The organism is Nocardia sp. NPDC005978 (genome assembly GCF_040614455.1).
In the GTDB taxonomy this organism is placed as follows: domain Bacteria; phylum Actinomycetota; class Actinomycetes; order Mycobacteriales; family Mycobacteriaceae; genus Nocardia.
In genome coordinates this window covers 1-21,297 of the sequence record NZ_JBEXUS010000010.1, presented here as the reverse complement: position 1 = coordinate 21,297, position 21,297 = coordinate 1, and the positions used below count along the sequence as shown (strand labels likewise).

General features: G+C 69.4%; 18 protein-coding genes, 3 tRNA genes and 1 riboswitch. Of the genes, 17 read left to right on the top strand and 4 right to left on the bottom strand.

Features of this window, described 5'->3' with window-relative positions; translation table 11 throughout:
• Window positions 1–3 precede the first annotated feature (3 nt).
• On the bottom strand, window positions 4–486 hold the full coding sequence (locus ABZ319_RS06580; protein ID WP_354985316.1) for a TrkA C-terminal domain-containing protein: 483 nt from the start codon (window positions 484–486) through the stop codon (window positions 4–6).
• 574 nt (window positions 487–1,060) lie between these two features.
• Between ABZ319_RS06580 and ABZ319_RS06575 the strand changes: the two genes are divergently transcribed.
• The 3 genes from ABZ319_RS06575 to ABZ319_RS06565 all read left to right on the top strand — a co-directional run bounded on the left by ABZ319_RS06575 (window position 1,061) and on the right by ABZ319_RS06565 (window position 6,248).
• Window positions 1,061–3,202, top strand: coding sequence for an acyltransferase family protein (locus tag ABZ319_RS06575; RefSeq protein WP_354985315.1), 2,142 nt, complete (start codon window positions 1,061–1,063; stop codon window positions 3,200–3,202).
• An 85-nt stretch (window positions 3,203–3,287) separates the two neighbouring features.
• Window positions 3,288–4,970: an ATP-binding cassette domain-containing protein gene (locus tag ABZ319_RS06570; protein WP_354985314.1), complete on the top strand. Its 1,683-nt coding sequence runs from the start codon at window positions 3,288–3,290 to the stop codon at window positions 4,968–4,970.
• Window positions 4,971–5,330: 360 nt separating this feature from the next.
• Complete coding sequence (locus ABZ319_RS06565) at window positions 5,331–6,248, top strand: nitroreductase/quinone reductase family protein (RefSeq protein WP_354985313.1); 918 nt, start codon at window positions 5,331–5,333, stop codon at window positions 6,246–6,248.
• 242 nt (window positions 6,249–6,490) lie between these two features.
• On the opposite strand, the gene ABZ319_RS06560 is transcribed toward ABZ319_RS06565, so the two are convergent.
• Window positions 6,491–7,498, bottom strand: a complete 1,008-nt coding sequence (locus ABZ319_RS06560) for an MsnO8 family LLM class oxidoreductase (RefSeq protein WP_354985312.1) — start codon at window positions 7,496–7,498, stop codon at window positions 6,491–6,493.
• 227 nt (window positions 7,499–7,725) lie between these two features.
• Between ABZ319_RS06560 and ABZ319_RS06555 the strand changes: the two genes are divergently transcribed.
• From ABZ319_RS06555 to ABZ319_RS06525, 7 genes are all read left to right on the top strand, one after another.
• A complete protein-coding gene (locus tag ABZ319_RS06555) occupies window positions 7,726–9,021 on the top strand; it encodes a lipase family protein (protein WP_354985311.1) in 1,296 nt (431 codons plus the stop codon).
• Between the two features lie 90 nt (window positions 9,022–9,111).
• Complete coding sequence (locus ABZ319_RS06550) at window positions 9,112–10,296, top strand: helix-turn-helix domain-containing protein (protein ID WP_354985310.1); 1,185 nt, start codon at window positions 9,112–9,114, stop codon at window positions 10,294–10,296.
• Between the two features lie 213 nt (window positions 10,297–10,509).
• Complete coding sequence (locus ABZ319_RS06545) at window positions 10,510–11,541, top strand: alpha/beta hydrolase fold domain-containing protein (RefSeq protein WP_354985404.1); 1,032 nt, start codon at window positions 10,510–10,512, stop codon at window positions 11,539–11,541.
• A 31-nt stretch (window positions 11,542–11,572) separates the two neighbouring features.
• Window positions 11,573–12,373: an SDR family oxidoreductase gene (locus ABZ319_RS06540; protein WP_354985309.1), complete on the top strand. Its 801-nt coding sequence runs from the start codon at window positions 11,573–11,575 to the stop codon at window positions 12,371–12,373.
• A 281-nt stretch (window positions 12,374–12,654) separates the two neighbouring features.
• Window positions 12,655–12,727: transfer RNA gene (locus ABZ319_RS06535), tRNA-Pro, on the top strand.
• A gap of 17 nt (window positions 12,728–12,744) precedes the next feature.
• Window positions 12,745–12,820: transfer RNA gene (locus ABZ319_RS06530), tRNA-Glu, on the top strand.
• An 11-nt stretch (window positions 12,821–12,831) separates the two neighbouring features.
• Window positions 12,832–12,904 (top strand) — tRNA-Glu (locus ABZ319_RS06525).
• 194 nt (window positions 12,905–13,098) lie between these two features.
• Here the strand turns inward: ABZ319_RS06525 and ABZ319_RS06520 are convergent.
• On the bottom strand, window positions 13,099–13,515 hold the full coding sequence (locus tag ABZ319_RS06520) for a hypothetical protein (RefSeq protein ID WP_354985403.1): 417 nt from the start codon (window positions 13,513–13,515) through the stop codon (window positions 13,099–13,101).
• 115 nt (window positions 13,516–13,630) lie between these two features.
• Between ABZ319_RS06520 and ABZ319_RS06515 the strand changes: the two genes are divergently transcribed.
• A complete protein-coding gene (locus ABZ319_RS06515; protein ID WP_354985308.1) occupies window positions 13,631–14,254 on the top strand; it encodes a MerR family transcriptional regulator in 624 nt (207 codons plus the stop codon).
• A gap of 55 nt (window positions 14,255–14,309) precedes the next feature.
• Here the strand turns inward: ABZ319_RS06515 and ABZ319_RS06510 are convergent, their stop codons facing one another.
• A complete protein-coding gene (locus tag ABZ319_RS06510) occupies window positions 14,310–14,681 on the bottom strand; it encodes a DUF4267 domain-containing protein (protein ID WP_354985307.1) in 372 nt (123 codons plus the stop codon).
• Between the two features lie 173 nt (window positions 14,682–14,854).
• Window positions 14,855–15,049, top strand: a riboswitch (cobalamin riboswitch).
• A gap of 28 nt (window positions 15,050–15,077) precedes the next feature.
• On the opposite strand from ABZ319_RS06510, the gene ABZ319_RS06505 reads away from it, so the two are divergent.
• The 6 genes from ABZ319_RS06505 (at window position 15,078) to ABZ319_RS06480 (ending at window position 21,267) form a co-directional block, all read left to right on the top strand.
• Window positions 15,078–16,115, top strand: a complete 1,038-nt coding sequence (locus ABZ319_RS06505; protein WP_354985306.1) for an ABC transporter substrate-binding protein — start codon at window positions 15,078–15,080, stop codon at window positions 16,113–16,115.
• On the top strand, window positions 16,112–17,110 hold the full coding sequence (locus ABZ319_RS06500) for an iron ABC transporter permease (protein WP_354985305.1): 999 nt from the start codon (window positions 16,112–16,114) through the stop codon (window positions 17,108–17,110). Before ABZ319_RS06505 ends, ABZ319_RS06500 begins: the two co-directional genes overlap by 4 nt.
• A gap of 68 nt (window positions 17,111–17,178) precedes the next feature.
• Complete coding sequence (locus tag ABZ319_RS06495) at window positions 17,179–18,174, top strand: iron chelate uptake ABC transporter family permease subunit (RefSeq protein ID WP_354985304.1); 996 nt, start codon at window positions 17,179–17,181, stop codon at window positions 18,172–18,174.
• A complete protein-coding gene (locus ABZ319_RS06490) occupies window positions 18,171–18,959 on the top strand; it encodes an ABC transporter ATP-binding protein (RefSeq protein WP_354985303.1) in 789 nt (262 codons plus the stop codon). Before ABZ319_RS06495 ends, ABZ319_RS06490 begins: the two co-directional genes overlap by 4 nt.
• Window positions 18,956–19,651, top strand: a complete 696-nt coding sequence (locus tag ABZ319_RS06485) for a (2Fe-2S) ferredoxin domain-containing protein (protein ID WP_354985302.1) — start codon at window positions 18,956–18,958, stop codon at window positions 19,649–19,651. The genes ABZ319_RS06490 and ABZ319_RS06485 overlap by 4 nt, the downstream gene beginning before the upstream one ends.
• An 86-nt stretch (window positions 19,652–19,737) precedes the next feature.
• The gene (locus ABZ319_RS06480) at window positions 19,738–21,267 is read left to right on the top strand and encodes an FAD-dependent monooxygenase (RefSeq protein WP_354985301.1); all 1,530 of its coding nucleotides are present in this window, start codon (window positions 19,738–19,740) and stop codon (window positions 21,265–21,267) included.
• Window positions 21,268–21,297 lie beyond the last annotated feature (30 nt).

The following is a 21,297-nucleotide window of genomic DNA, read 5'->3' as shown; positions in this document are numbered from 1 at the left end:
TTTTCAGCCATCCGTCAAAATTCTGGCGGCAGCCCCTAGGCTTTCCGCGGTACCTACAACTACGAGGACATCACCGGCGGTGAACAGGAAATCCGGGCTAGGGGACGGAATCGCGTGGCCGGCTCGCATGACCGCGACGATCGACACCGATGTGCGCGAACGCATCTGGGTATCGCCCAGCAGCCTGCCGTCGTAGGGCGACCGCGCGCCGATGGTGAGCTGCCTGGTCACGATGTCGCCGAACTCGCGGTGCTCCTCCTGCAATTGCGCCACCAGCTGCGGTGCGCCGAGCAGATTGGCCAGCACCGCCGCCTCGTGGGAGGACAGTGAAATCTGGTCCATCGCATCGGGATTGCCCGGCTTGCTCACGATCAGATCGATCGTGCCGTCCTTGTGATCGATGATTCCGATCCGGCGGCGCGAGCCCGTCAGCGAAAAGTCCTTGCGTACCCCGATTCCGGGCAACTGTGTAACCTCGACGTTCACAAATCCACACTAGCGGGAAACGACCGCGTGCTTCATATGGAAGTCGGAACAATCGGGAAAACCCTTGCCGCCTGCGGTGATGCAATGCGCGATCGAGATCTTCGACGCGTTTACAACGGAGCCGCGGGGGTAGTCGCCAGGACAGGAATTCACCGGCGCGCGAGGCGGAGCGGGTGTGCGGAGTTTCGGCTACGGCCGATCGAGCTGGGGAAAGAGGTAGAGCATTGTTGAGTACGCAGGTCGCGTGAATGCCACGGGCAGCTCCTCTCGGGTCGATACAACATCACCATGGCTCGTGAGCCACGTGCCGACCAGCTTCGCCCGGCCCCTCTTACATGGTAATGATTCCGTAAAGGTGCAGGATTGGCAAATCGAGAGCCACCCGATCCGGGTGCCATCCGGCGCGAATCGGCTTGGCGGCCAGCGACTTCTCGGCCACGCCCGGCCGCCGCTCCGGTCCGAGTTTGCCTGGGCCGTAAGTGATCGGGCATCTTGGGAGCCGTTGTGCCGAGAATCTCATCGGCATCCCCGCGCCGCACTCCGGGCCGGGGCCAACCGGTAGTGGGAGTTGATCGTGCGCATTCGTACCTCCGACACAGCGACGTTCACTGTGCCGGTCGAGCGAAACCGCCTGCCCTCGCAGATCTCTCAACACGACACCGACTTCCTGCCCATCGTCCGGCCGGACTACCGACTGGACCTGGACGGGCTGCGCGGAGTCGCGATCGCACTGGTCGTGGCGTTCCACGTGTGGATGGGTCGCGTGTCGGGCGGGGTGGACGTCTTTCTGGTGCTGTCCGGTTTCTTCTTCACCGCGATGGTGTTGCGGCACACCGAGGCAACGGGCAAGGCCGGCACCGTGCGCGCGCTGCGCCGCACCGGCCGCCGGCTGCTGCCCGCGCTGCTGGTGGTGCTCGGCGCCATCACCGTCGCCACGGTCCTGCTGCGGCCCTACACCCAGTGGGAGGACATCGGCCGCCAGATCATCGCCTCGATGATCTACAGCCAGAACTGGTATCTCGCCACCGCCGAACTGGATTACCTCGCGCCCGATCCCTCGGTGAGCCCGCTGCAGCACCTGTGGTCGATGGCGGTGCAGGGGCAGTTCTACCTGGTGATCCTGGCGGTGGTCGCGGTGTGGTCGCTGGTGCGCCGGCTGATCCGCAGTCCGCGCGCCAATCGTGTCCTGCTGCTGATCCCGCTGCTCGCCGGGGCGGGCGCCTCGTTCGCGTACGCGACCATCGGTGCGGGACAGCATCAGTCGTGGACCTACTACGACTCCGGCGCGCGCGCCTGGGAGCTGCTCGTCGGCGCGTGTATCGCGGTCATCACACCGTGGATCCGGGTGCCCAAGTGGGCGCGCGCCATCGCGGCCACCGCGGGCCTGGCCATGGTGCTGTCCTGCGGGCTGATCTTCGACGGCGCCCGCGAATTCCCCGGGCCCGCCGCGCTGTACCCGGTGCTGGCGACCGTGCTGCTCATCCTGTCCGGCATGGGCCTGCCCGCCACGCATCGGCCGTGGGCCAACCGGGTGCTGGCGAGTCGGCTGTGCACCGAGCTGGGCACCCTGGCGTACCCGTTCTACCTGTGGCACTGGCCGATTCTGATCTTCTATCTGGCCGAGAGCGGCCGCGTGCACGCCGGACTGGGCGACGGCATGGTGGTGATCGGGGTGTCGCTGCTGCTCGCGGTGATCACCGCGCAGCTGGTCGAGACCCCGCTGCGCCGGCACGCCGGGATCGGCACGACCCCGGTGCTGTCCACCGCGGTGTACCGGCGCGTGGTCGGGGTGTTCGTCAGCGCTGTGGGTGTCGCGGTGCTGGTGGCGACCGTCGGCTGGCAGATCATCATCGGTCCCGCCGCCTCGCCCGAACCCGCGGTCGCGGCGTCCCCCGCCTATCCCGGTGCGGGCGCGCTGACCAGCGGGGTGATTCCGCTGCCGGAACCCTTGCGGCCCTCGCTGTTCCAGGGGTTCGCCGACGCCCCGCCGCCCACCCAGGACGGCTGCATCGTGCCGGACAGCGAGGTCAAACGCTGCGTCTACGGCAATCCGAACGGCGAGCGCACCATCGCGGTGGTCGGCGGATCCCATTCCGAGCATTGGATTCCCGCGCTCGAGGTGCTCGCCCAGCAGCAGGGTTTCCGCATCGTCACCTATCTGAAGCAGGGGTGCGCGCTGACCCTGGTCGATCAGCCGTCCTACTCCGAGACCCCGTTCCCCGAATGCCGGGAATGGTCCGTCGCGGTCATCGATCAGCTCGCGCTCGAGCGGCCGGACTGGGTGTTCACCATCTCGACCCGCTTCCGCCCCTACAGCGACGGTGACGAGGTCCCGGTGGAGTTCCCCGAGGTCTGGTCGGCGCTGGCCGATCGCGGGCTCAAGATCCTCGCGCTGCGCGACACCCCGCGCCTGCGCCGGGACGGGGTCTTCTACAAGGCCGTCGATTGTCTTGCCTACCACGGCAATTACGACAGTTGCGGCATGAACCGCAGCATCGCGCTCGATCCGGTCGACCCTGCCGGGGCGGCCGCGGCGTCATATCCGTCGGTGTTCCCGCTCGATCTCTCCAACGCGGTGTGCCGTCCCGAGCGCTGCCGGGTCAGCGAGGGCAACATCCTGATCTACCGGGACGAGCACCACCTCACCGCCAGTTACTCCCGTTCGCTGGCGCCCGAACTCGGCCGGCAGATCGGCGCCATCACCCAATGGTGGTGAGCCGGCAGGCAACTTCGGGCTATCGGAGGGCGCGGACCGCCAATTCGGTTGCGGTTCGCGCGCGGGTGCGGTTCTCTGGTCCCCCGTGGCCCACGTAGACGTATCCGATGTCGAGTTCTTCCTCCCCGACGGACGACAGCTCCTGGACGGGGTGAGTTTCCGGATCGGCGAAGGCGTCAAAGCCGCGCTGATCGGGCCGAACGGGACGGGCAAGACCACCCTGGTCAAGATCATCGCCGGTGACCTCGCGCCCGAGGGCGGCGCGGTCACCAGATCCGGATCGCTCGGCATCATGCGCCAGTTCATCGGCCAGATCGACGACGAGTCCACCGTGCGCGACCTGCTGCTGTCGGTGGCCGCACCGCCCGTGCGCGCGGCCGCCCGTGCGCTGGACGACGCCGAGAACGCGCTCATCGAAACCGACGACGAACCAACCCAATTGGCGTACGCGCACGCCCTGGCCACCTGGGGCGATGTCGGCGGCTACGAACTGGAGACGTTCTGGGACAACGTCACCGTCACCGCGCTCGGCATCGACTACGACCGGGCCAAATGGCGTGCCACCGCGACACTGAGCGGCGGCGAGCAGAAGCGCGTCGTGCTCGAGGCGCTGTTCGCCGGACCCGACGAGGTCCTGCTGCTGGACGAGCCGGACAACTACCTGGACGTGCCCGGCAAGCAGTGGCTGGAACGCACCATCGCGCAGTCGAGCAAATCGGTGCTGTTCATCAGCCACGACCGCGAACTGATCGCCAACGCCGCCACCCGCATCATCACCCTCGAGCCCGGGGTCAGCGGCGCGACGAACTGGATTCACGGCAGCGGCTTCGCGACCTACCAGCAGGCCCGCGAGGACCGCAGCGCCCGCCTGGCCGAACTGCTGCGCCGCTGGGACGAGGACCACGCCAAACTCAAGGCCCTGGTGCTGCGACTGCGTGAGAAGGCGAAGTTCAACGACGGTGTCGCCGCCCGCTATCACGCCGCACAGACCCGCCTGGCCAAGTTCGTGGAAGCCGGGCCGCCCGAGGCGGTGCCGCTGCGCCAGAACGTCTCGGTGCGGCTGCGCGGCGGGCGGACCGGCAAACGGGCGCTGGTGTGCACGCAACTGGAGTTGACCGGTCTGATGCGGCCCTTCGACGCCGAGATCTGGTACGGGGACCGCGTCGCGGTGCTGGGCGCCAACGGTTCCGGCAAATCGCACTTCCTGCGCCTGCTCGCGACCGGCGGCACCGACCCCGACCACGAGCACCGACCCGTGAGCGATCTGGACCTGACCCCGGTGCCGCACACCGGGATCGCCGCGCTGGGCGCGCGCGTGCGCCCGGGCTACTTCGCCCAGACCCACTCCCGCCCCGATCTGGCCGATCGCACCCTGCTGGAGATCCTGCACACCGGCGACGAGCACCGCGACGGCATGGGCCGCGAGGCCGCCAGCCGCGTCCTGGACCGCTACGGCCTGGTGAAGGCCGCCGAGCAACGCTTCGCCCACCTGTCCGGCGGCCAGCAGGCGCGCCTGCAGATCCTGCTGCTGGAGCTGTCCGGCGCGACGATGCTCCTACTGGACGAGCCCACCGACAACCTCGACCTCCACTCCGCCGACGCCCTGGAGGAGGCGATAGCCGAGTTCCAGGGCACGGTGGTCACCGTGACCCACGACCGCTGGTTCGCCCGGGAGTTCGACCGGTTCCTGGTCTTCGGCTCCGACGGCGTCGTCTACGAGTCCGACACCCCGGTCTGGGACGAGTCCCGGGTCCAACGCACCCGCTGACCCCTTCGCCCACCCGATCCCGTTCGGGTGGGCGAACTCGGCCCCGAAGCGGCCGCCGCCCTGCGCAATTCGACGCTTCCCGGCTTGATTCTCCCGCGACGGCGATGTTAGGTTCGTGACGAGCCCCGGATGGGCCTACTCACGGAGGTAGCGGCTAACTCAGCCACCCGAGCGTTCGACATCTCGACGCGAATCTCGCTTTTCATTTTCCGGCGTCCATCGCTGTCCGAAATGAATTGTGCCTCCGTGCTCTTCTCGCGCACCGCTGTTCCGCGCTGCGCCGAAGCTCGATATTCCACCCGTCCGACGTTTGTGGTGTTCCGCGCCTCCGATCGAATTCCATTGATCGGAAGGATTCTCATGAATGACTACTCCCCCACCGCCGCGCACCTGTTCCAGCAGCGGGTGATCACCGAGTTCCGTGCCAATGCCGGCCTGGTCGGCGGCATGTTCGCCGGTTCCACCCTCGCACTGCTGACCACCGTCGGCGCACCCACCGGCCGACCACACACCTGCCCGCTCGGCTACCTGGAGGTCGAGGGCCGGCCGCTGGTCGTCGCCTCCGCCAACGGCTCCCACACCAATCCCGCCTGGTACCACAACATTCGACGAAATCCACAGGTCACCGTCGAGCTCGGACCCGAGACGTTCGAAGCGATCGCCGAGATTCCCGAAGCCTCGGAACGCGATCGACTCTTCGAGCGCGTAACAGCACTCGAACCCGGTTACGCCGAATACCAGAAAAGGACAGCCCGCGTCATCCCCGTGGTCGTGCTGCACCGGATCGCCCCCGCCGACGGCACCGACCGCGTCCGCGGCCTGGGCGATTTCATCGTCGAAAGCCACGACTGGTTGCGCGCGGAGCTCGCCACCGTGCGGGAGAACGTGCGCGAGCTCGCCGCGGGCGGCACCGACCCCCTCCGCGCACCGAAACCCCCGCTCGCCCAGCAGCTGCGCACCCATTGCCTGGACTTCTGTGGCGCCCTGCGCCAACACCACACCGGCGAATCGTTCGGCGCCTTCCCCATGCTCGCCCAGCGCTTCCCCGGCCTCGAGCCCGTCCTCAGCCGGCTCGCCGCCGAACACGACACCGTGTCTCGACTGCAATCCACGATCGAGCACCTCGTCGAGTCCTACGTCCCCGGCGTGACCGACCCGGCCGCGCTCCTCGCCGAACTCGACAGTCTCGCAACTCAACTCGAATCCCACTTCGAGTACGAGGAGCGCTCTATCGTCGCGGCGCTCAATGTTCTCGGCCCGGCGCCGCATGTGCCGTAGCGAACCACGCCCGGGACTCATGTTTAGATGCGCATATCCGGGTATAGGAATGTAGATCACCATCGTCCGGCGTGATCGCCCGGGCGTTGGCCGTCGTGGTCTGCCGTCGATCAGCGAAAAAGGCAGCGCGGGAACAGGTTTGCGCTGCCAACTCCCGGGAGTCGGGTTCGCATCCTACGAGAGCGGGTGCCCCCAGTTCAGGGCGGTGCGGCTCGCAGTTCAGGTCAGGCGCGGCCCCCGACTCAGGTCAGGGCGGGGGCCGCGACAGCGGCGGCCAGGCGGCGGTGGGAGTCCAGGCGGGCCGCGCGGTCGTATGTGCTTGTGTGGACCAGGATTTCGTCGGCGGTCGTGGCTTTTATCAGGCGGGTCAGTTCGGGGAGGACCGTCGACTCGGGGCCGTGGATGTGGCCGGTCAGGGACTCCTCGAAGAGGCGGCGCTGGCGGTCGGTCATGGGCTCGCGGGCGACCGCCTCCGGGGAGAGCAGGGGCGGGAACTCACCTCGGGTGCGGGAGTAGGCGGCGGACCACGCCTCGGGGAGCAACAGGCGGTGGGCCTGCTCCGCCGTATCGGCGACGACCACCGAGGCCGAGACGATCACGTAGGGCGCGGATCCCCATTCGGTGGGCCGGAAAGTGTTGCGGTAGTTGGTGATCGCCTCGATCATCCGGTCCTCCCCCGCTATCGGGGCGATGACCAGCGGCAGGCCGAAGCGGGCCGCGCGTTCGGCGCCCGATCCGGTAGCCAGCAGATACGCGGGGACGCGCAGCCCTTCGGCGGGCCAGGCGTGCACGCCGGCGCGACCCCGCACGAAGTACTCCAGAAGCTCGGTGAGCTGCCCGTCGAAATCCGCGGCGTCGTCCCGGCCGTGCCCGAGCGCGCGGCGCACACCGTCGGTGAAGCCGACCGAACGGCCGACGCCCATGTCCACGCGGTCCGGGAACAGCGCCGCGAGCGTGCCGAACTGCTCGGCGACCACCAGCGGCTGATGGTTGGGCAGCATCACCCCGCCGGTGCCGACCCGGATCCGATCGGTGGCCGCGGCGACCGCGGCCGCCAGCACCGTCGGCGCGGAACCGGCCACCCCGGGCACGCTGTGATGCTCGGCGACCCAGAACCGGTGGTAGCCCCACTGCTCGGCGAGCCGCGCGAACTCCACCGTCTCGCGCAGTGCCGCGGCGGGCTGCTGCCCGGCGCGCACCCGCGAACGGTCCAGGATCGAGAAACGGGTGTCCGATAGCGCGGAGGTCATGTTGCATGGCAACGTTCGCGCCGCTCGTTGATTCCGGGCAGGTCGCGACGCCGCCGTTCGTGCAATTGCACAAAAACGTGATCCAGCCCTCGGCGCACCGTCGATTGCGCACGCCATTGCCATGGTGTGAGCTGAGTCGCATGGGCCGATCCGCGAAAATCGGCCGAACAATGGAGTTTGGAGGCTCGGTGAACAGGTCTCGTCGACGCCGTCTCATGGTCTTGACCATGTCGGCATGTTTGGCGGCGGGGGCAACCGCTACGGCTGCGGCGCAGCCGGAATATCCGCACACTTTCCCGCCGGATCAGAATCAGGTCCCGCAATTGCCGTCGGAGCCCTGGCTTTACGACCAATTGCCGATCCTCACCCCGAGTGAGGATCCCTGGTACAGCGATCCGCCGAATCTGGCCGATTACGCGCCCGGCGATATCGTGCGCTCGCGCGAAGTGCAGACCCGGGTGCTCGGAATTCCCTTCCCGGTCTCGACACGGCAGCTGCTGTTCCGCTCGGAGAACGTGCACGGCGAGCCGATCGTCACCGCGACCTCGGTCATCACCCCGGGCATCCCCTGGCAGGGCAGCGCGCGCCCGGTGGTGTCGTTCCAGGAGGCCATCGACTCGACCAGTTCGAGCTGCAATCCCTCCTACACGCTGCAGACCGGCACGATGAAGGAATCCGCCCTCGTCATCTACTGGCTGATGCAGGGTTTCGCCATCAACGTCCCGGACTTCGACGGCAAGTTCAATACGTTCAACACCTACGACGAGGGCAAAATGGTCCTCGACAGCCTGCGCGCGATGAAGAACGACAACAGCCTCGGGCTCACCGATTCCGGCATCGCGCTCTACGGCTATTCCGGCGGCGGCTCCGGATCGATTCGCGCCGCGGAATTGCGCCAGAGCTACGCGCCCGACGTCCGGCTGCTGGGCACCGCGATCGGCGGCACCCCCGGCGATCTGGTGGGCATCGCCAAGTACGCCTCCGAGCCGCAGCCGGGCCTGGCGGGCACCAGCAATTTCACGATGTGGCTCGGATTCGCCTCGCTCGCACGCGAATACCCGGACGTGTTCAAGCCCGAGGAGTTCCTCACCCCCGAGGGCCAGGGCCTGCTGGCCGACTTCCAGAACCGCTGCTACGCGACCATCGCGCTCGAGGGCGTGTACCGCCCGATCAGCGAGTACTTCCAGCCCGGCAAAACCCTGGAGACCTCCCCCGAGGTCTTGAAAGTGCTCAGCGACAACAGCCTCGGCAAGCACATCCCGGACACCCCGGTACTGTGGTGGCACGGCTTCTGGGATGAGCTGATCCCGCCCTCCACCGTGCTGCCGACCGTGCAGTCGTACTGGGATCGCGGCGCCGACCTGCGGTTCTACACCGTGCCGGTGCCCGAGCACATCACGAACGCCGTCACCGGCTGGCCCCCCGCGGTGGCCTGGACCAGCGCGTTGCTGCGCGGTCTGGGACCCGGGCCCAAGTTCAAGGCCGACTACCAGTTGCTGCCCGAGGGCTTCCCGGGTCGCTGAGTTCGGCGTGGCACGGCCGCGGATCCTGTCTGTTACAGCGCGTATCGCATAGTGTGTTCGGTGCAGGGTTGCCCGAACCAGGAGGTGGCTATGACCGAGCACACCGGTACGACAACGGACACCGCGGCCGTGTTCGATCTCCTGCGAGAACGCGCGACCGCCCTGGCGGCCTCGTTCAGCGTGGAGCTGCCCGCCAACGGGGCGCTACCGCATTCGATGCGGGACGCGGACTTCGTGCCCAGCGCGCGGGTGAACCTCGAGCTCTTCTTCCGCTACCTGATCGACGGCGTGGAACCCACTGTCGTCGACACCCAGCCGCTCATCGACCGCGCGATGACCCTGGTACACGACGGCATGCCGGTGGCGGAGGTGTGGCACAACTACCGCGCGGGCACGGCGTTCTTCTGGTCGGCGCTGGTGCCGCTGGTCGAGGACGCGGACTACCGGCTGATTCCGCAGGTGAGTCTGCGCCTGACCGACTACATCGGGCTCATCATGGGCCGGATCGCCGGCGCCCTGGTCGAGGACGCCCGCCAGCCGCGCTGGGATCTGCTCGAGCGCCAGCACGAACTCGCCGACGCCCTGCTCGCGGGCCGTGATCCGGGCAGCTGGGCCCTGGATCCGGAAACCACCGTGCCGCCGGCCTTCCTCATCGCGGCGGTGCGCCTGGGCGATCCGACGCCCGGCACCCTGACTCAATTGCGCAGTCGCCTGGCGCATCTGCCCGGCACGCTGCTGCATCGGGACAGCGGCGGCTGGACCGCCCTGGTGCCGATGGCGGCGGACGGCGGCGATCCGGTGCGGGTGCTGAGCGCCGCGCTCGCCCTGCCCGAGAACGCCCCGCATCCGCGGTACTGGATCGGCGTCGCGGCCGCGACCTCGCACGCCGCCGTTCCCGCCGCCTACGCCGAGGCCCAGGTGGTCGCGGAGGTGGCGCGCAGTCTGGAACTGCCGGAGGTGCTGTGCCGCCAGCAGGACATGATGTTCGAATACGCCATCGCCACAACGGGTTCCACCCGTATGACGCTGGCCGCGGTGCTCGCTCCACTGGACGATCAGCCGATGCTGATCCAGACCTTGGAAGCGTTCATCGACAACGAGTTCAATCACAACGCGGTGGCGCGGGCGCTGTTCATCCATCGCAACACGGTGACCTACCGGCTGGCCCGCATCGCCGATCTCACCGGCTACGACCCGCTGCTGGCCACCGGCATCTCCACGCTCATGGCCGCGCGCACCGCCCGCAGGCTGAAACCGGCGGCCGCGCGCGGGTGAGGTTTCGTTCCGAATCCTCGCTGTGTGAACCCCGTTCACCGCGCGGCCTCACAGGACGTGAGACAGATGTCGATTCGACGGGAATTTCGCTCTGGGGCATGACAATCCGGGTTTCAGACGTCAAGATGATCGAGGCCCAGGCCGCAGAATAGACACCGTTGTACACAGTTCAGCGCTTCGGCCATCGCGGCGCGGACAGGAGAAGCCGTGGCAATGTCGCCGCAGTCCCCGCATTCCGTTTCGTCCGTGATCGTCGAGCAGTCCGGATCGGCCCGCATCGGCACCCGCATCGCACATCCGGTGCTGCGCACCACGCTGCAGCAGTTCCTGCGGGCGGGCGCCTGGGTGGCCGATCGCGGACCCGGTCCGGCGGACCTGATCTTCCGGGTGACCCGCCTGTCCGAAGCGCCCGCCCGGGTCCTGGGCGCGCCGCGCGGCGTGCGCAGGCATCCGGTGTTCTTCGACAGCTTCGACGCCGAATGGCTGTGGTCCGAGCCGGTTTCCGATCCGCGCATCGCCCGCGATTCGGCGATCCTGTACTTCCACGGCGGCGCGTTCATCGCGGGCGGGCTGCACAGCTACCGCAGGCACACCGCGCGGCTGGGCGCCCTGAGCGAGCTGCCGGTGTTCAGCGTGGACTACCGGCAGCTGCCGGACGCGCACCCCAACGAGAGCCTGGACGACGCGCTCGAGGCGTACCAGTACCTGCTGGATCACGGTTTCGCCCCGGAGAAGATCGTGTTCTCCGGCGATTCGGCCGGCGGCGGCCTGGCGCTGCGGCTGGCGCTGACCGTGCGCGATCGCGGATTGCCGCTGCCCGCGGGCATTTCGGTGACCTCGCCGTGGGCCGACTTCGATTCGACCGCGCGCATGGCGCACCCCAACGCCAAGCTGGACGCGGTGCTGCCCGCAGCCGGTCCCGACATGGTCGTGCGCCGGGGCATCGCCATCGACGGCGTACTGGATCCGAGCTGGTCGGTGGTCAATCACAATTTCACCGGGCTGCCGCCGATGCTGGTCCAGGTGGGTTCGCGGGAGATGCTGCTCTCCGACGCGCTCGAGGTCGCGAAACGCTGTGACGAGGCGCAGGTTCCGCTGCGACTGCAGATTCGGGAGAGCGCGCCGCACACGCTGATTCACCTGGGTGCGGGCCTGCTCGCCGACGGCCGCGACGCCGCCGCCGACGCGGCCGAATTCCACCGTACGATTCTCGCGGCGGCCGATACCGGTCGCACCGCCGCCTGATATCGGCGCGCCCCGACCGAAAGGCACGAACGTGACCGCCACCTCCTCCCGGCCCGCCGTTCTGATCACGGGCGCTGCCGCCGGGATCGGCCGCGCGATCGCGGCGCGGTTCGCCGGGGCGGGCTGGACGGTCGGGCTGTACGACATCGACGCCGACGCCGTGCGGCAGACCGCGGCCGAGATCGGCGGCGAGACGATCACGGGGGCGTTCGACGTCACCGACGCCGCGGGCTGGGAACAGGCGCTGAAGGAGTTCACCGAGGCCACCGGGCGGCTCGATCTACTGGTCAACAACGCCGGGATCCTCTGCTCCGGCGCGTTCGGCGACATCCCGCTCGAGCGTCAGCTGCGCGTGGTCGACGTGAACGTGAAGGGCGTGCTGACCGGCTGTTACGCCGCGCTCGCACACCTGCGCCGTACGCCGGGCAGCCAGGTGATCAACCTGGCGTCGGCCTCGGCGCTGTACGGCCAGCCGGGGCTCGCGACCTACGCGGCGACCAAGGCCGCGGTGCGCAGCCTGACCGAGGCGCTCGATCTGGAGTGGCAGCGGTACGGGATCAAGGTGCACGATCTGCTGCCGCTGTTCGTGGCCACCGCGATGATGGACGAGGTCGAGCGCGGCTCCAGGACCTCGGCGACCCTGGGCGTCCATCTGACCGCCGCCGATATCGCCGATTCGGTCTGGAACACGGCCACCAAATCCGCGCGCCTGCGCGGCCCGCACGTGCTCGTGGGCATCCAGACCAAGGCCACCGCCGCCGCGGTTCGCCTGTCCCCCACCGCTTTCACGCGCGCGTTCGTCGGCTGGCTCAGCAAGTCCGATACGCTCTGAGCTGCGCGAACCGCTCCCCTGAAAATAAGTACCGCGCTTGGCGATTCGCTGTTAGCGTTGACCGCACACACACCGGCGAGAAAGGAACGCGACGATGACCGAGTGCAACATCCCCAGTCCCGCAGCGACTTTCGGCGCCGGTACCACCGTGCCGCCGGAACCGAGCGCCGCGCCCGCCGCCACCCTCGCGGTGAGTCACCCGTAGCCGGGTAACTTCCCCGCCGAGGGCCGCACCGGGCGCATATGCCAAGGGAGCGGCCCTTTTTCATGCCCTCCCGCCGCGGGACGTAGCTCAACGGATAGAGCGCCTGCCTTGGGTGCAGGAGGGTGCGAGTTCGACTCTCGCCGTCCCGACGATCGCGATGTTTCACGGCGCAGTGCTGTGCTGGTTCGGCACCCTGATTTTCACTCAGGACCACGTCGGTTCGATCCCGACCTGCGTCACCACAACTTCACACGGCCTCGTGCTCCGCCGGTCGGGCACCCTGATTCTCATTCAGGACTACGCGGGTTCGACTCCCGCCGAGGTCACGACCCCCGGTTCGCCGGGGCGGGGATTGGCAACCGGGCGGGGCCCGGGACCGTTTGCTACACGGGTCGAGGCCGCAGCGCCTTGGGGATCGTGCCCTCGCCTTTCCGCCGCAGTCGGCGCTCTATCGATTCGACTGCGGCACAGGCCCGCTCGCGATGCGGGTACCGCACCCCGAGCGCCCGCGACGGCCGGATCACATCCTGTCGATGCCCGCGAGCAAGACGGTCACTCCCACCAGGACCACGCCCGTGACAAGGACGGCCGCGCCGAGCCAAACCGCGGTGATCATCCGGTTGGGCCGGGCGGGATCGACGCCCAGCACGGACAGGAAGAACCCGGCGGGCATCAGGATGGCCGCCGCGAGCACCGCGATCGCGCCACCGTTCGCCCAGCCGGGGCTGGCGCCGGCGGCATTGCCCAGCACCGCCAGCAGCAGGCCGAGCACGACCAGCACGCCGGCGTGCGCGTGCCCGGCGCGGAAGAAGGATTTCTGCAGGTCGTTCGCTTCCTGGCCGCCGGTGACGACGCGCAGCAGGAACGTTCCGCCGAAGGCGATGGTGGCGACCGAGATGATGGTGGCGCCGAGAACAATGCTGATCAGGGGGTCGATCAGGGTGGTGTACACGATGGCTCCCGCGGTTCGTACACTTGATTGGATACTTCCAGTACCTAATATTGGATAGTTGCGGTACCCAATGTCAATACGTGCAGCGAAGGAGACCCGCGTGCTGATGTCGGAGTTGGCGGCACGGACCGGCGTGCCGATCCCGACCGTGAAGTTCTACCTGCGCGAAGGCGTGCTGATGCCGGGCCGGGCCACCAGCGCCACGCGCGCGACCTACGACGAGACGCACATCCGGCGGGTCGCACTGATCAGGGCGCTGTCCCAGCTCGGCCTGTCCATGGCGCAGATCCGGGCGATCGTCACGCTGATCGACGAGCCCGGCCGCACCCTGCTCGACACCCTGGCCACGGCCACCGCGCTGCTGCCGCCCGCCGTCGATGCCGCGGCCCCCGCCGACTACCCCCGCGCCCGCGCCGCGCTCACCGCGCTGCACATCGGCGTCCCCGACGACTACCCGGCCGTGGCCCAGCTCGAGCACGCCCTCGCCGCCGCCGAGGCCGCCGGGATGCCGATGACGGAGGATCGGCTCCGCGCCTACGGTCCCGCCGTCCTGGCCATCGCCGCCTACGACATCGACGAGATGCCCCTGGAACCCCCGTCCCGCGCAATCGAATACGCGGTTCTGGGCACGGCCCTCTACGAACCGGTGATCGCCGCCCTGCGCCGGGTCGCCCACGCCGAGCTCTCCGCCCGCCGCCTCGGCGCCGACGAGCCCACCCGCTGAGGTCCGTACGGACCCGAGCAACATCGAGCTCGGGCGGCCGGCCGGACCGGACGCGTCACGCCGCGAAAAGCAGTGCGGCGCTGATCCAGACGATGACGGCGGTCGCGAAATGGATACCGAACGCCGCCGCCCGGGTGCCGCCGTGGCGCAGCACGATCAGCGTGTCCCCGAAGGGGGTCAGCGAGACGGCCAGCATGTACCAGCCGACCGCGTCGGCGTCCGCGAACAGGATGAGCGCCAGGCCAATGACACCGGAGGTGATGTCCCGCAGGCCTTTCACATCCAGGTAGGCGGCGTCGCCGTCAGGTTTCGCGGGTACACCGAACCCGTCCGCGGCGACCCGCGGTGACACCAGGAACCGAGCGCCGATGACGATGATGAACACGACCAGGAACACGGCGAGGCCGTAGGCGATCGGGGTGAGCATGAGCGGTGGAACTCCTCGGAAATGTACGGAATCGAACGGCCCCACCGTAAAAGCGGCCGGACAACGGGAACAAGACGCAATCTCCCAAGGCTCGTGAAGCAGGACTCAACCATGTCGGCCCCCGCGCGAGCGCGGCGGCGCGGGCGGGGTTCCCGGGCGCACGGGTGATCTTGGTACAGTCCCCCCGCCGTGGTGTTCGGGAAACCGGTGTGATGCCGGTGCGGCCCTCGCCACTGTGATCGGGAGTGAAGATCGATCCGGACGGAGTGATCCGTTCGGGGCCACTGGGGTGCTCGCGCCCTGGGAAGGCTGATCTTTCACGTGGTATCCCGTCAGCCAGGAGACCGGCCACGGCAGGCAACACCCGATTCCACGAGGACCTGGAAGGCGGTCTCGGTGACCCCATCTGTTTTCGCGCGCCTGCGTACCGGCGCGCTGCTGGCCAGCGCACTATTGCTCACCGGTTGCGGGGTGCAGGCCGGGCCCGCCGCCGACGGCGCGAACGCCGTCGCCCGCGCCAATTGCGGCATCGACGTCGCGGTGCCCGCTCCCCCGCAGCGCATCTACGCCGCGTACCAGCCCTCCATCGAGATCGCGCACGCACTCGGCGTCACCGATCGCCTGGCGGGGACCGCGTTCCTGGATTCGGCGGTGCTGCCGGAGTATCAGGCGGCGCAGGCGAGATCCCCCTACGTCGAGAAACTACCGAGCCGCGACGAATTGCTCGCGCAGCGACCGGATTTCGTGCTGTCCGGCTTCAACGGCGTGTTCGCCACCTCGTCGCAGAGCAGCGTGGGCACGCGGGCGAGTCTGCACGATCTGGGTGTGGAGACCTGGGTGCTGAGCCCGCTGTGCCCGAGCGCGGACGGTCTGGCCGACGAGGCGATCGATCCGGCGACGGTGCGCTTCGACAACGTCTACGCCGATCTGCGGGATCTGGGCGCGCTGTGGGGTGTGGCCGATCGCGCCGACACGGTGGTCGCCGACCTGAGTTCGCGCATCGAGGCGGTCCGCGCCAAGGTTGCCGGCGCGCCCAAGCCCAGGGTCGCCGTCCTCACGCCCAAGGACGACGGCTCCTACACCGTCGCGGGCGGTATCGATTTCATCTCCCGGATCATCGAGGCCGCCGGCGGGGTCAACGCCTTCGGCGATCTCACCGAGCGCCGCAACGTGCAGATCGGCGCGGAACAGCTCATCGCCCGCGATCCCGACATCATCCTGACCAGCCTGTGCTGCAAAGCGACCTACGTCCGCGCCGACGCGCAACCGCAGGTGGACAAGATCACCGGCAATCCGGCCTTCGCCAATCTGACCGCCGTGCGCGCGAAAACGGTGCACCCGTTCCTGTTCGCCGATCGCGCCGCCGGGGTTCGCATCGCGCACGCCACCGAACTCGTTGCCGGACTGCTGCATCCGGGTCTGTTCCCGAAGTGACCGGCACCGTGCGCGGCGCGGGCCCGGTCCTGGCCGCGGCCGCGCTCGCCGCGATCTGCGTGGCGTCCCTGCTGATCGGCACGCACCCCGTCGCCTTCGCCGACGTGGTCGCGGCATTCACCGACTTCCAGGGCGGCGATACCGATCGGATCGTGCGCTACATCCGCCTGCCGCGCACCGTGGCCGGACTGCTGGCGGGGCTCGCGCTCGCCCTGGCCGGGGCCGTCATGCAGGGCCTGACCCGCAATCCGCTCGCCGGTCCGAGCCTGCTGGGCATCAACGCCGGCGCGTCACTGGCGATCGTGCTGGCCATGGCGGTGTTCGGACTCGGCTCGGCCGCGGGTCTGGTGTGGTTCGCGTTCCTGGGCGCGGCGGTGGCGGCCGTTGTCGTCTATGCGCTGGGCTCCTTGGGATTCGGCGGCGCGACCCCGGTGAAACTGGTGCTCGCGGGGGCCGCGTTCACCGCCCTGTGCGGCTCGATCACGACCGCGATCACCCTGCTCGATCGCACCACCTTCGAGAATTTCCGCTTCTGGGTGGTCGGTTCGCTCACCCGCGCGAGCCTCGAATCCCTGTGGGCCGTCGTGCCTTTCCTGGCCATCGGGGCCACGCTCGCAGTCGCGGTGGCGAGTTCGCTCGACGCGCTGGCCATCGGGGACGACCTGGCGCGCACCCTGGGCACCCGCCTGCTCGTGGTTCGCGGGCTGGGTGCGCTGAGCGTGGTGCTGCTGGCGGGTTCCGCGGTGGCCATCGCCGGGCCGATCGCGTTCATCGGCCTGGTGATTCCGCACATCGCCCGCGCGTTCGCCGGGCACGACTATCGCCGGGTGCTGCTCTGGTGCGCGCTGCTCGGACCCACGCTGCTGCTGGTCGCCGACATCGCGGGCCGGGTGCTGGCTCAGCCGCAGGAGATCCAGGTCGGCATCATCACCGCCTTCGCCGGATCGCCGTTCTTCCTCTTCCTCGTCCGCAACCGGAAGGTGGCGACCCTGTGACCGCCCGCGAGTCGAGCGTATTGCCCGGGGGCACAGTGCTGTTGCGCTCACCGAGCCGGAGACTGGTCGTGCGCGTCCAACGCCGCTCCGCCCTGATCACCCTGGCGCTCACCGCGGCGGCCCTGCTGGTGGCGGCGTGGTCGCTCACCGTCGGGCACTACCCGCTGACCGTCGCCGACGTGCTGCGGGTACTGGGCGGCGGCGGCACGCTCATCGAATACGACGTGGTCGTGGCCGATCGACTGCCGCGCGTGCTGACCGGTCTGGGCACCGGCGCGGCGTTCGCGATCTCCGGCGCGATTCTGCAGCGCATCGCGACCAATCCCCTGGTCAGTCCGGAGATCATCGGCATCAATACCGGTGCGTCGCTGGGCGCGCTGGTGGTGACCGTCATTCTCGGCGGTTCGGGGCTCGGCGTGGTCGGCGGCGCACTCGCCGGCGCGTTCCTGGCCATGGCGCTGATCCTGGCGGTCGCGACCAAGGACGGCCTCGACGGGTACCGCCTGGTCCTGGTCGGCATCGGCGTGACCGCCATGCTGTCCGCGGCCATCGCGTTCATCCTGACCCGCGCGAACATCTATCAGGCGCACACCGCGGCCATGTGGCTCACCGGCAGTCTGGCCGGACGTGCTTGGCCGCACGTGGGATTCGCGGCCGCGGCGCTGCTCGCGGTGGTGCCGCCGCTGATCGTGTGCGCGCGCTCGCTGCCGCTGCTCGAACTGGGCGACGAACTCGCCCATTCCCTCACCGGCCGGCGCGGACCGCGGCGCACGATTCTGATCGTGCTCGCCGCGCTGGCCGCCGCCCTGGCCACCGCGGCGGCCGGACCGATCGCCTTCGTAGCCCTGGTCGCCCCACAGATCGCGCGCAGGCTGCTCGCCGAACGCGGCGCCGGGCTCGCCCCCGCCGCGGCCGCGGGCGCGCTGCTGGTGGTCGCCGCCGATCTGGCCGCACGCCGCCTGTTCCCCGCCGAGCTCCCGGTCGGGGTGGTCACCGCGATTCTCGGCGCCCCCGTTCTCGTCTATCTCCTCGCCCGCGCAACCCGGATCGGACACGCTGGATGACCGCACATCTGACCACCGCCGGACTCGGCCTCGCCTACCGCGGCGCCACCGTCGTCACCGACGCCGAACTGGATTTCCCCGCCGGGCAATTCACCGTCGTCGTCGGCCGCAACGGCTGCGGAAAGTCGACGCTGCTGCGCGGGCTGGCCCGCCTGCTGCCACCGGCCACCGGCTCGGTGCTGCTCGACGGAGCCGACATCGCCCGCTTGCCGGCTCGAACACTGGCGCGCCGCCTCGGCATGCTGCCGCAACAGCCCGTCGCACCCGACGGAATCACGGTGGGCGATCTCGTCGGCCGGGGCCGGCATCCGCATCAGCGCTGGTTCCGGCAGTGGTCGGCGGCCGATGACGCGGCGGTCCGGAAAGCGTTGTCCGCCACCGGAACCCTGGAGCTGCTCGACCGGACGCTGGACGAGCTGTCGGGCGGGCAACGGCAGCGGGTCTGGCTGGCGCTGGCCATCGCCCAGGATCCGGAGGTGATGCTGCTGGACGAGCCGACCACCTTCCTGGACCTGGCTCATCAGCTCGACATCCTCGACGTGCTGCGAACCCTGTTGCCCCGCACCATCGTCGCGGTCCTGCACGATGTGAATCTGGCGGCCCGCTACGCTGACCACATCGTGGCCATGAAGGACGGCCGGGTGATCGCCCAGGGCGCTCCGGCGCGGATCGTGCGGCCCGAGATCATGTTCGAGGTCTTCGATCTGGAGTGCGCGGTGATCGAGGATCCGCTGACCGGAACCCCGCTGGTGATTCCGGCCCCGCGGCCGGGGCGCGCCGCATGAGCCGCAGGCACGTGCTCGTCGCCCGCCCCACGCCGTCCGGGGTGGATCTCGTTGCCGTGCAACGCCTGGCCGACGCCTGCGGAATCGGGTACGCGGTCCTCGATCAGGACGAGCCGACGATCCACGATGTGCTCGACGACGCGCTGCGCGACGGCGTGCCGGTCACGCTCGTTCCGCTGGCGGTGCCCCGAGACCGCTATCTGGAGACCTGGATCGCACGCGCGGTGGCGAATTGGCGGGAGAGCCGCGGGGCCGAACTGGAGGTGCGACTCACCGCGGGCATCGACACCACCGCGGAATTCCTCGACGCGGTCCGGGTCCGCATGAAAGAGGACGGCGCGCCGATCTCGGCGAGCCCGCGCGCCTTCCGCAGTCCGGCCTGGTCGCAGCTGCCCGAGCACAATGCGCACATCCTGGTCTGCCGCGGTCCGCGCTGCACCGTCTACGGCGCGGGCGAGCTCTACCGGGAGTTGCGGCGCGACAACCCCGACGCGCTGGTCACCCCGACCGGCTGCCTCAACCCCTGCAACCTGGGGCCGCTGTACATCACCTATCCCGGCGGCGAATGGCATTCGCGCGCGCCGCGATCCGAGCCGGCGGACGCTGCCGGGACAAGCGAGGAGATTTTCCGTCCGAAGTGGACGATAGCCGGAAATGAAGGGCCGCAGCCCCTTCCCACTCTCAACATATAGCGCACCCGGGGGCTTGCGGCAAGACCCCGGTGATACCGCAGAATCATCCGCCGTAGCCGAAACCCGGCGGAAATGGAGTACTGAGAATGCCTGTGCTGGACACCGACGTGATCATTGTGGGCGCGGGACCGAGCGGCCTGATGCTGGCCGGTGAACTGCGGCTCGCGGGTGTGCGGACGCTGGTGCTCGAACGTCAGCCCGCGATCCGGGACGTGCCCAAGGCCAGCGGCATCGGCGGGCGCATCCTGGATCTGCTGCGCTACCGCGGACTGCTCGAGCGTTTCGAGGCGGCGAGCGGTGACCCGCACGTCGCGGCGCGCTTCCCCTTCGGCGACGTGTACCTGGACCTCACGAACATGGCGGAGCCGCCCATGCGGGCGCTGCCGCTGCCGCAGCGGGAGATCGAGCGCATCCTGGACGCGCACGCGAGCGACCTCGGTGCGGAGATCCGGCGGGCCAATCAGGTGATCGGGGTGAGCCAGGACCCCGGCACGGTGACCGCCGAGGTGCGCGGGCCCGACGGCGAATACCGGGTCAGCGCCCGCTACCTGGTGGGCTGCGACGGCGGCCGCAGCCGGATTCGCGAGCTGGCCGGAATCGACTTCCCGGGCACGACCTACCCGCAGGTCAACCGATTCGCCGCGGTCACGGTCTCCGACGCGGTCACCGTGCTCGAGAACGGCGACATCGAGGTCCCCGGGCTGGGCGTGGTGCACGCGGGCTTCACCCGCACCGAGCGCGGCGCGTTCGCGTTCGCCGCCACGCCCGGCGGGCTCTCGCTCATGACCACCGAGGACGAGACCGCCGAATACGACGATGACGAACCGCTGACCCTGGCCGAACTCGGTGCGAGCATCACGCGGGTGCTGGGCGCGGAGCTGCCGCTGACCGGTTCGACCCGGCTCTCGCGCTTCACCTTCAAGGACCGGCAGGCCGAAAGGTACAGCGCCGGGCGGATTCTGGTGGCCGGCGACGCCGCGCACCTGTTCCCGGCCACCGGCACCGCGCTGAACGTGGGCATGCTCGACACGGTCAATCTCGCGTGGAAACTGGCCGCCGACGTACAGGGCCGGGCCCCCGCCGGTCTGGTAAACACCTACCACGACGAACGTCATCTCGCGGGCGCCCGGGCCCGCCTGCAAACTCGCGCCCAGGTGGCCCTGCGCCGCGGGCACGATCCGGCCGCCGACGCCCTGCGGACCGTGGTCCAGGAACTGCTGACCGACGAGCAGCCGCTCGAACGCCTGGGCAACCTGGTCGGGCACAACGACATTCGCTACCCCATGCCCGGCGCGAACCCCCACCCCCTGGCCGGCGCCTTCGCCCCCGACCTCACCCTGCACACCGAGGACGGCGTCACCGACGTCGCGACCCTGATGCACGCCGCCCGCCCGGTCCTGCTCATCCTCACCGACCGCCCCGACCTGCACACCGCCGCGAGCGACTGGCGGGAAAGGGTCGAGATCCGCACCGGCAAGACCGCGGATCGCCCCGCCGACGCCCTGCTCATCCGCCCCGACGCCCATGTCGCCTGGGCCGCGCGCATCGACGAATCCGCCGATACCGCGGGCGAATCCCTGCGCGCTGCCCTGACCGCCTGGTTCGGCACGCCCTGACCCGATGCGGTGGTGCGCCGGTCACCGACC

Excerpts from the sequence above, each read along its gene's own strand:
- ABZ319_RS06490 (WP_354985303.1), top strand. The coding sequence starts at position 18,171 with ATGACCGCACATCTGACCACCGCCGGACTCGGCCTCGCCTACCGCGGC.
- ABZ319_RS06555 (WP_354985311.1), top strand. The coding sequence starts at position 7,726 with ATGTCGGCATGTTTGGCGGCGGGGGCAACCGCTACGGCTGCGGCGCAG.
- ABZ319_RS06560 (WP_354985312.1), bottom strand. The coding sequence starts at position 7,498 with ATGACCTCCGCGCTATCGGACACCCGTTTCTCGATCCTGGACCGTTCG.
- ABZ319_RS06510 (WP_354985307.1), bottom strand. The coding sequence starts at position 14,681 with ATGCTCACCCCGATCGCCTACGGCCTCGCCGTGTTCCTGGTCGTGTTC.
- ABZ319_RS06480 (WP_354985301.1), top strand. The coding sequence starts at position 19,738 with ATGCCTGTGCTGGACACCGACGTGATCATTGTGGGCGCGGGACCGAGC.
- ABZ319_RS06545 (WP_354985404.1), top strand. The coding sequence starts at position 10,510 with ATGTCGCCGCAGTCCCCGCATTCCGTTTCGTCCGTGATCGTCGAGCAG.
- ABZ319_RS06550 (WP_354985310.1), top strand. The coding sequence starts at position 9,112 with ATGACCGAGCACACCGGTACGACAACGGACACCGCGGCCGTGTTCGAT.
- ABZ319_RS06485 (WP_354985302.1), top strand. The coding sequence starts at position 18,956 with ATGAGCCGCAGGCACGTGCTCGTCGCCCGCCCCACGCCGTCCGGGGTG.
- ABZ319_RS06565 (WP_354985313.1), top strand. The coding sequence starts at position 5,331 with ATGAATGACTACTCCCCCACCGCCGCGCACCTGTTCCAGCAGCGGGTG.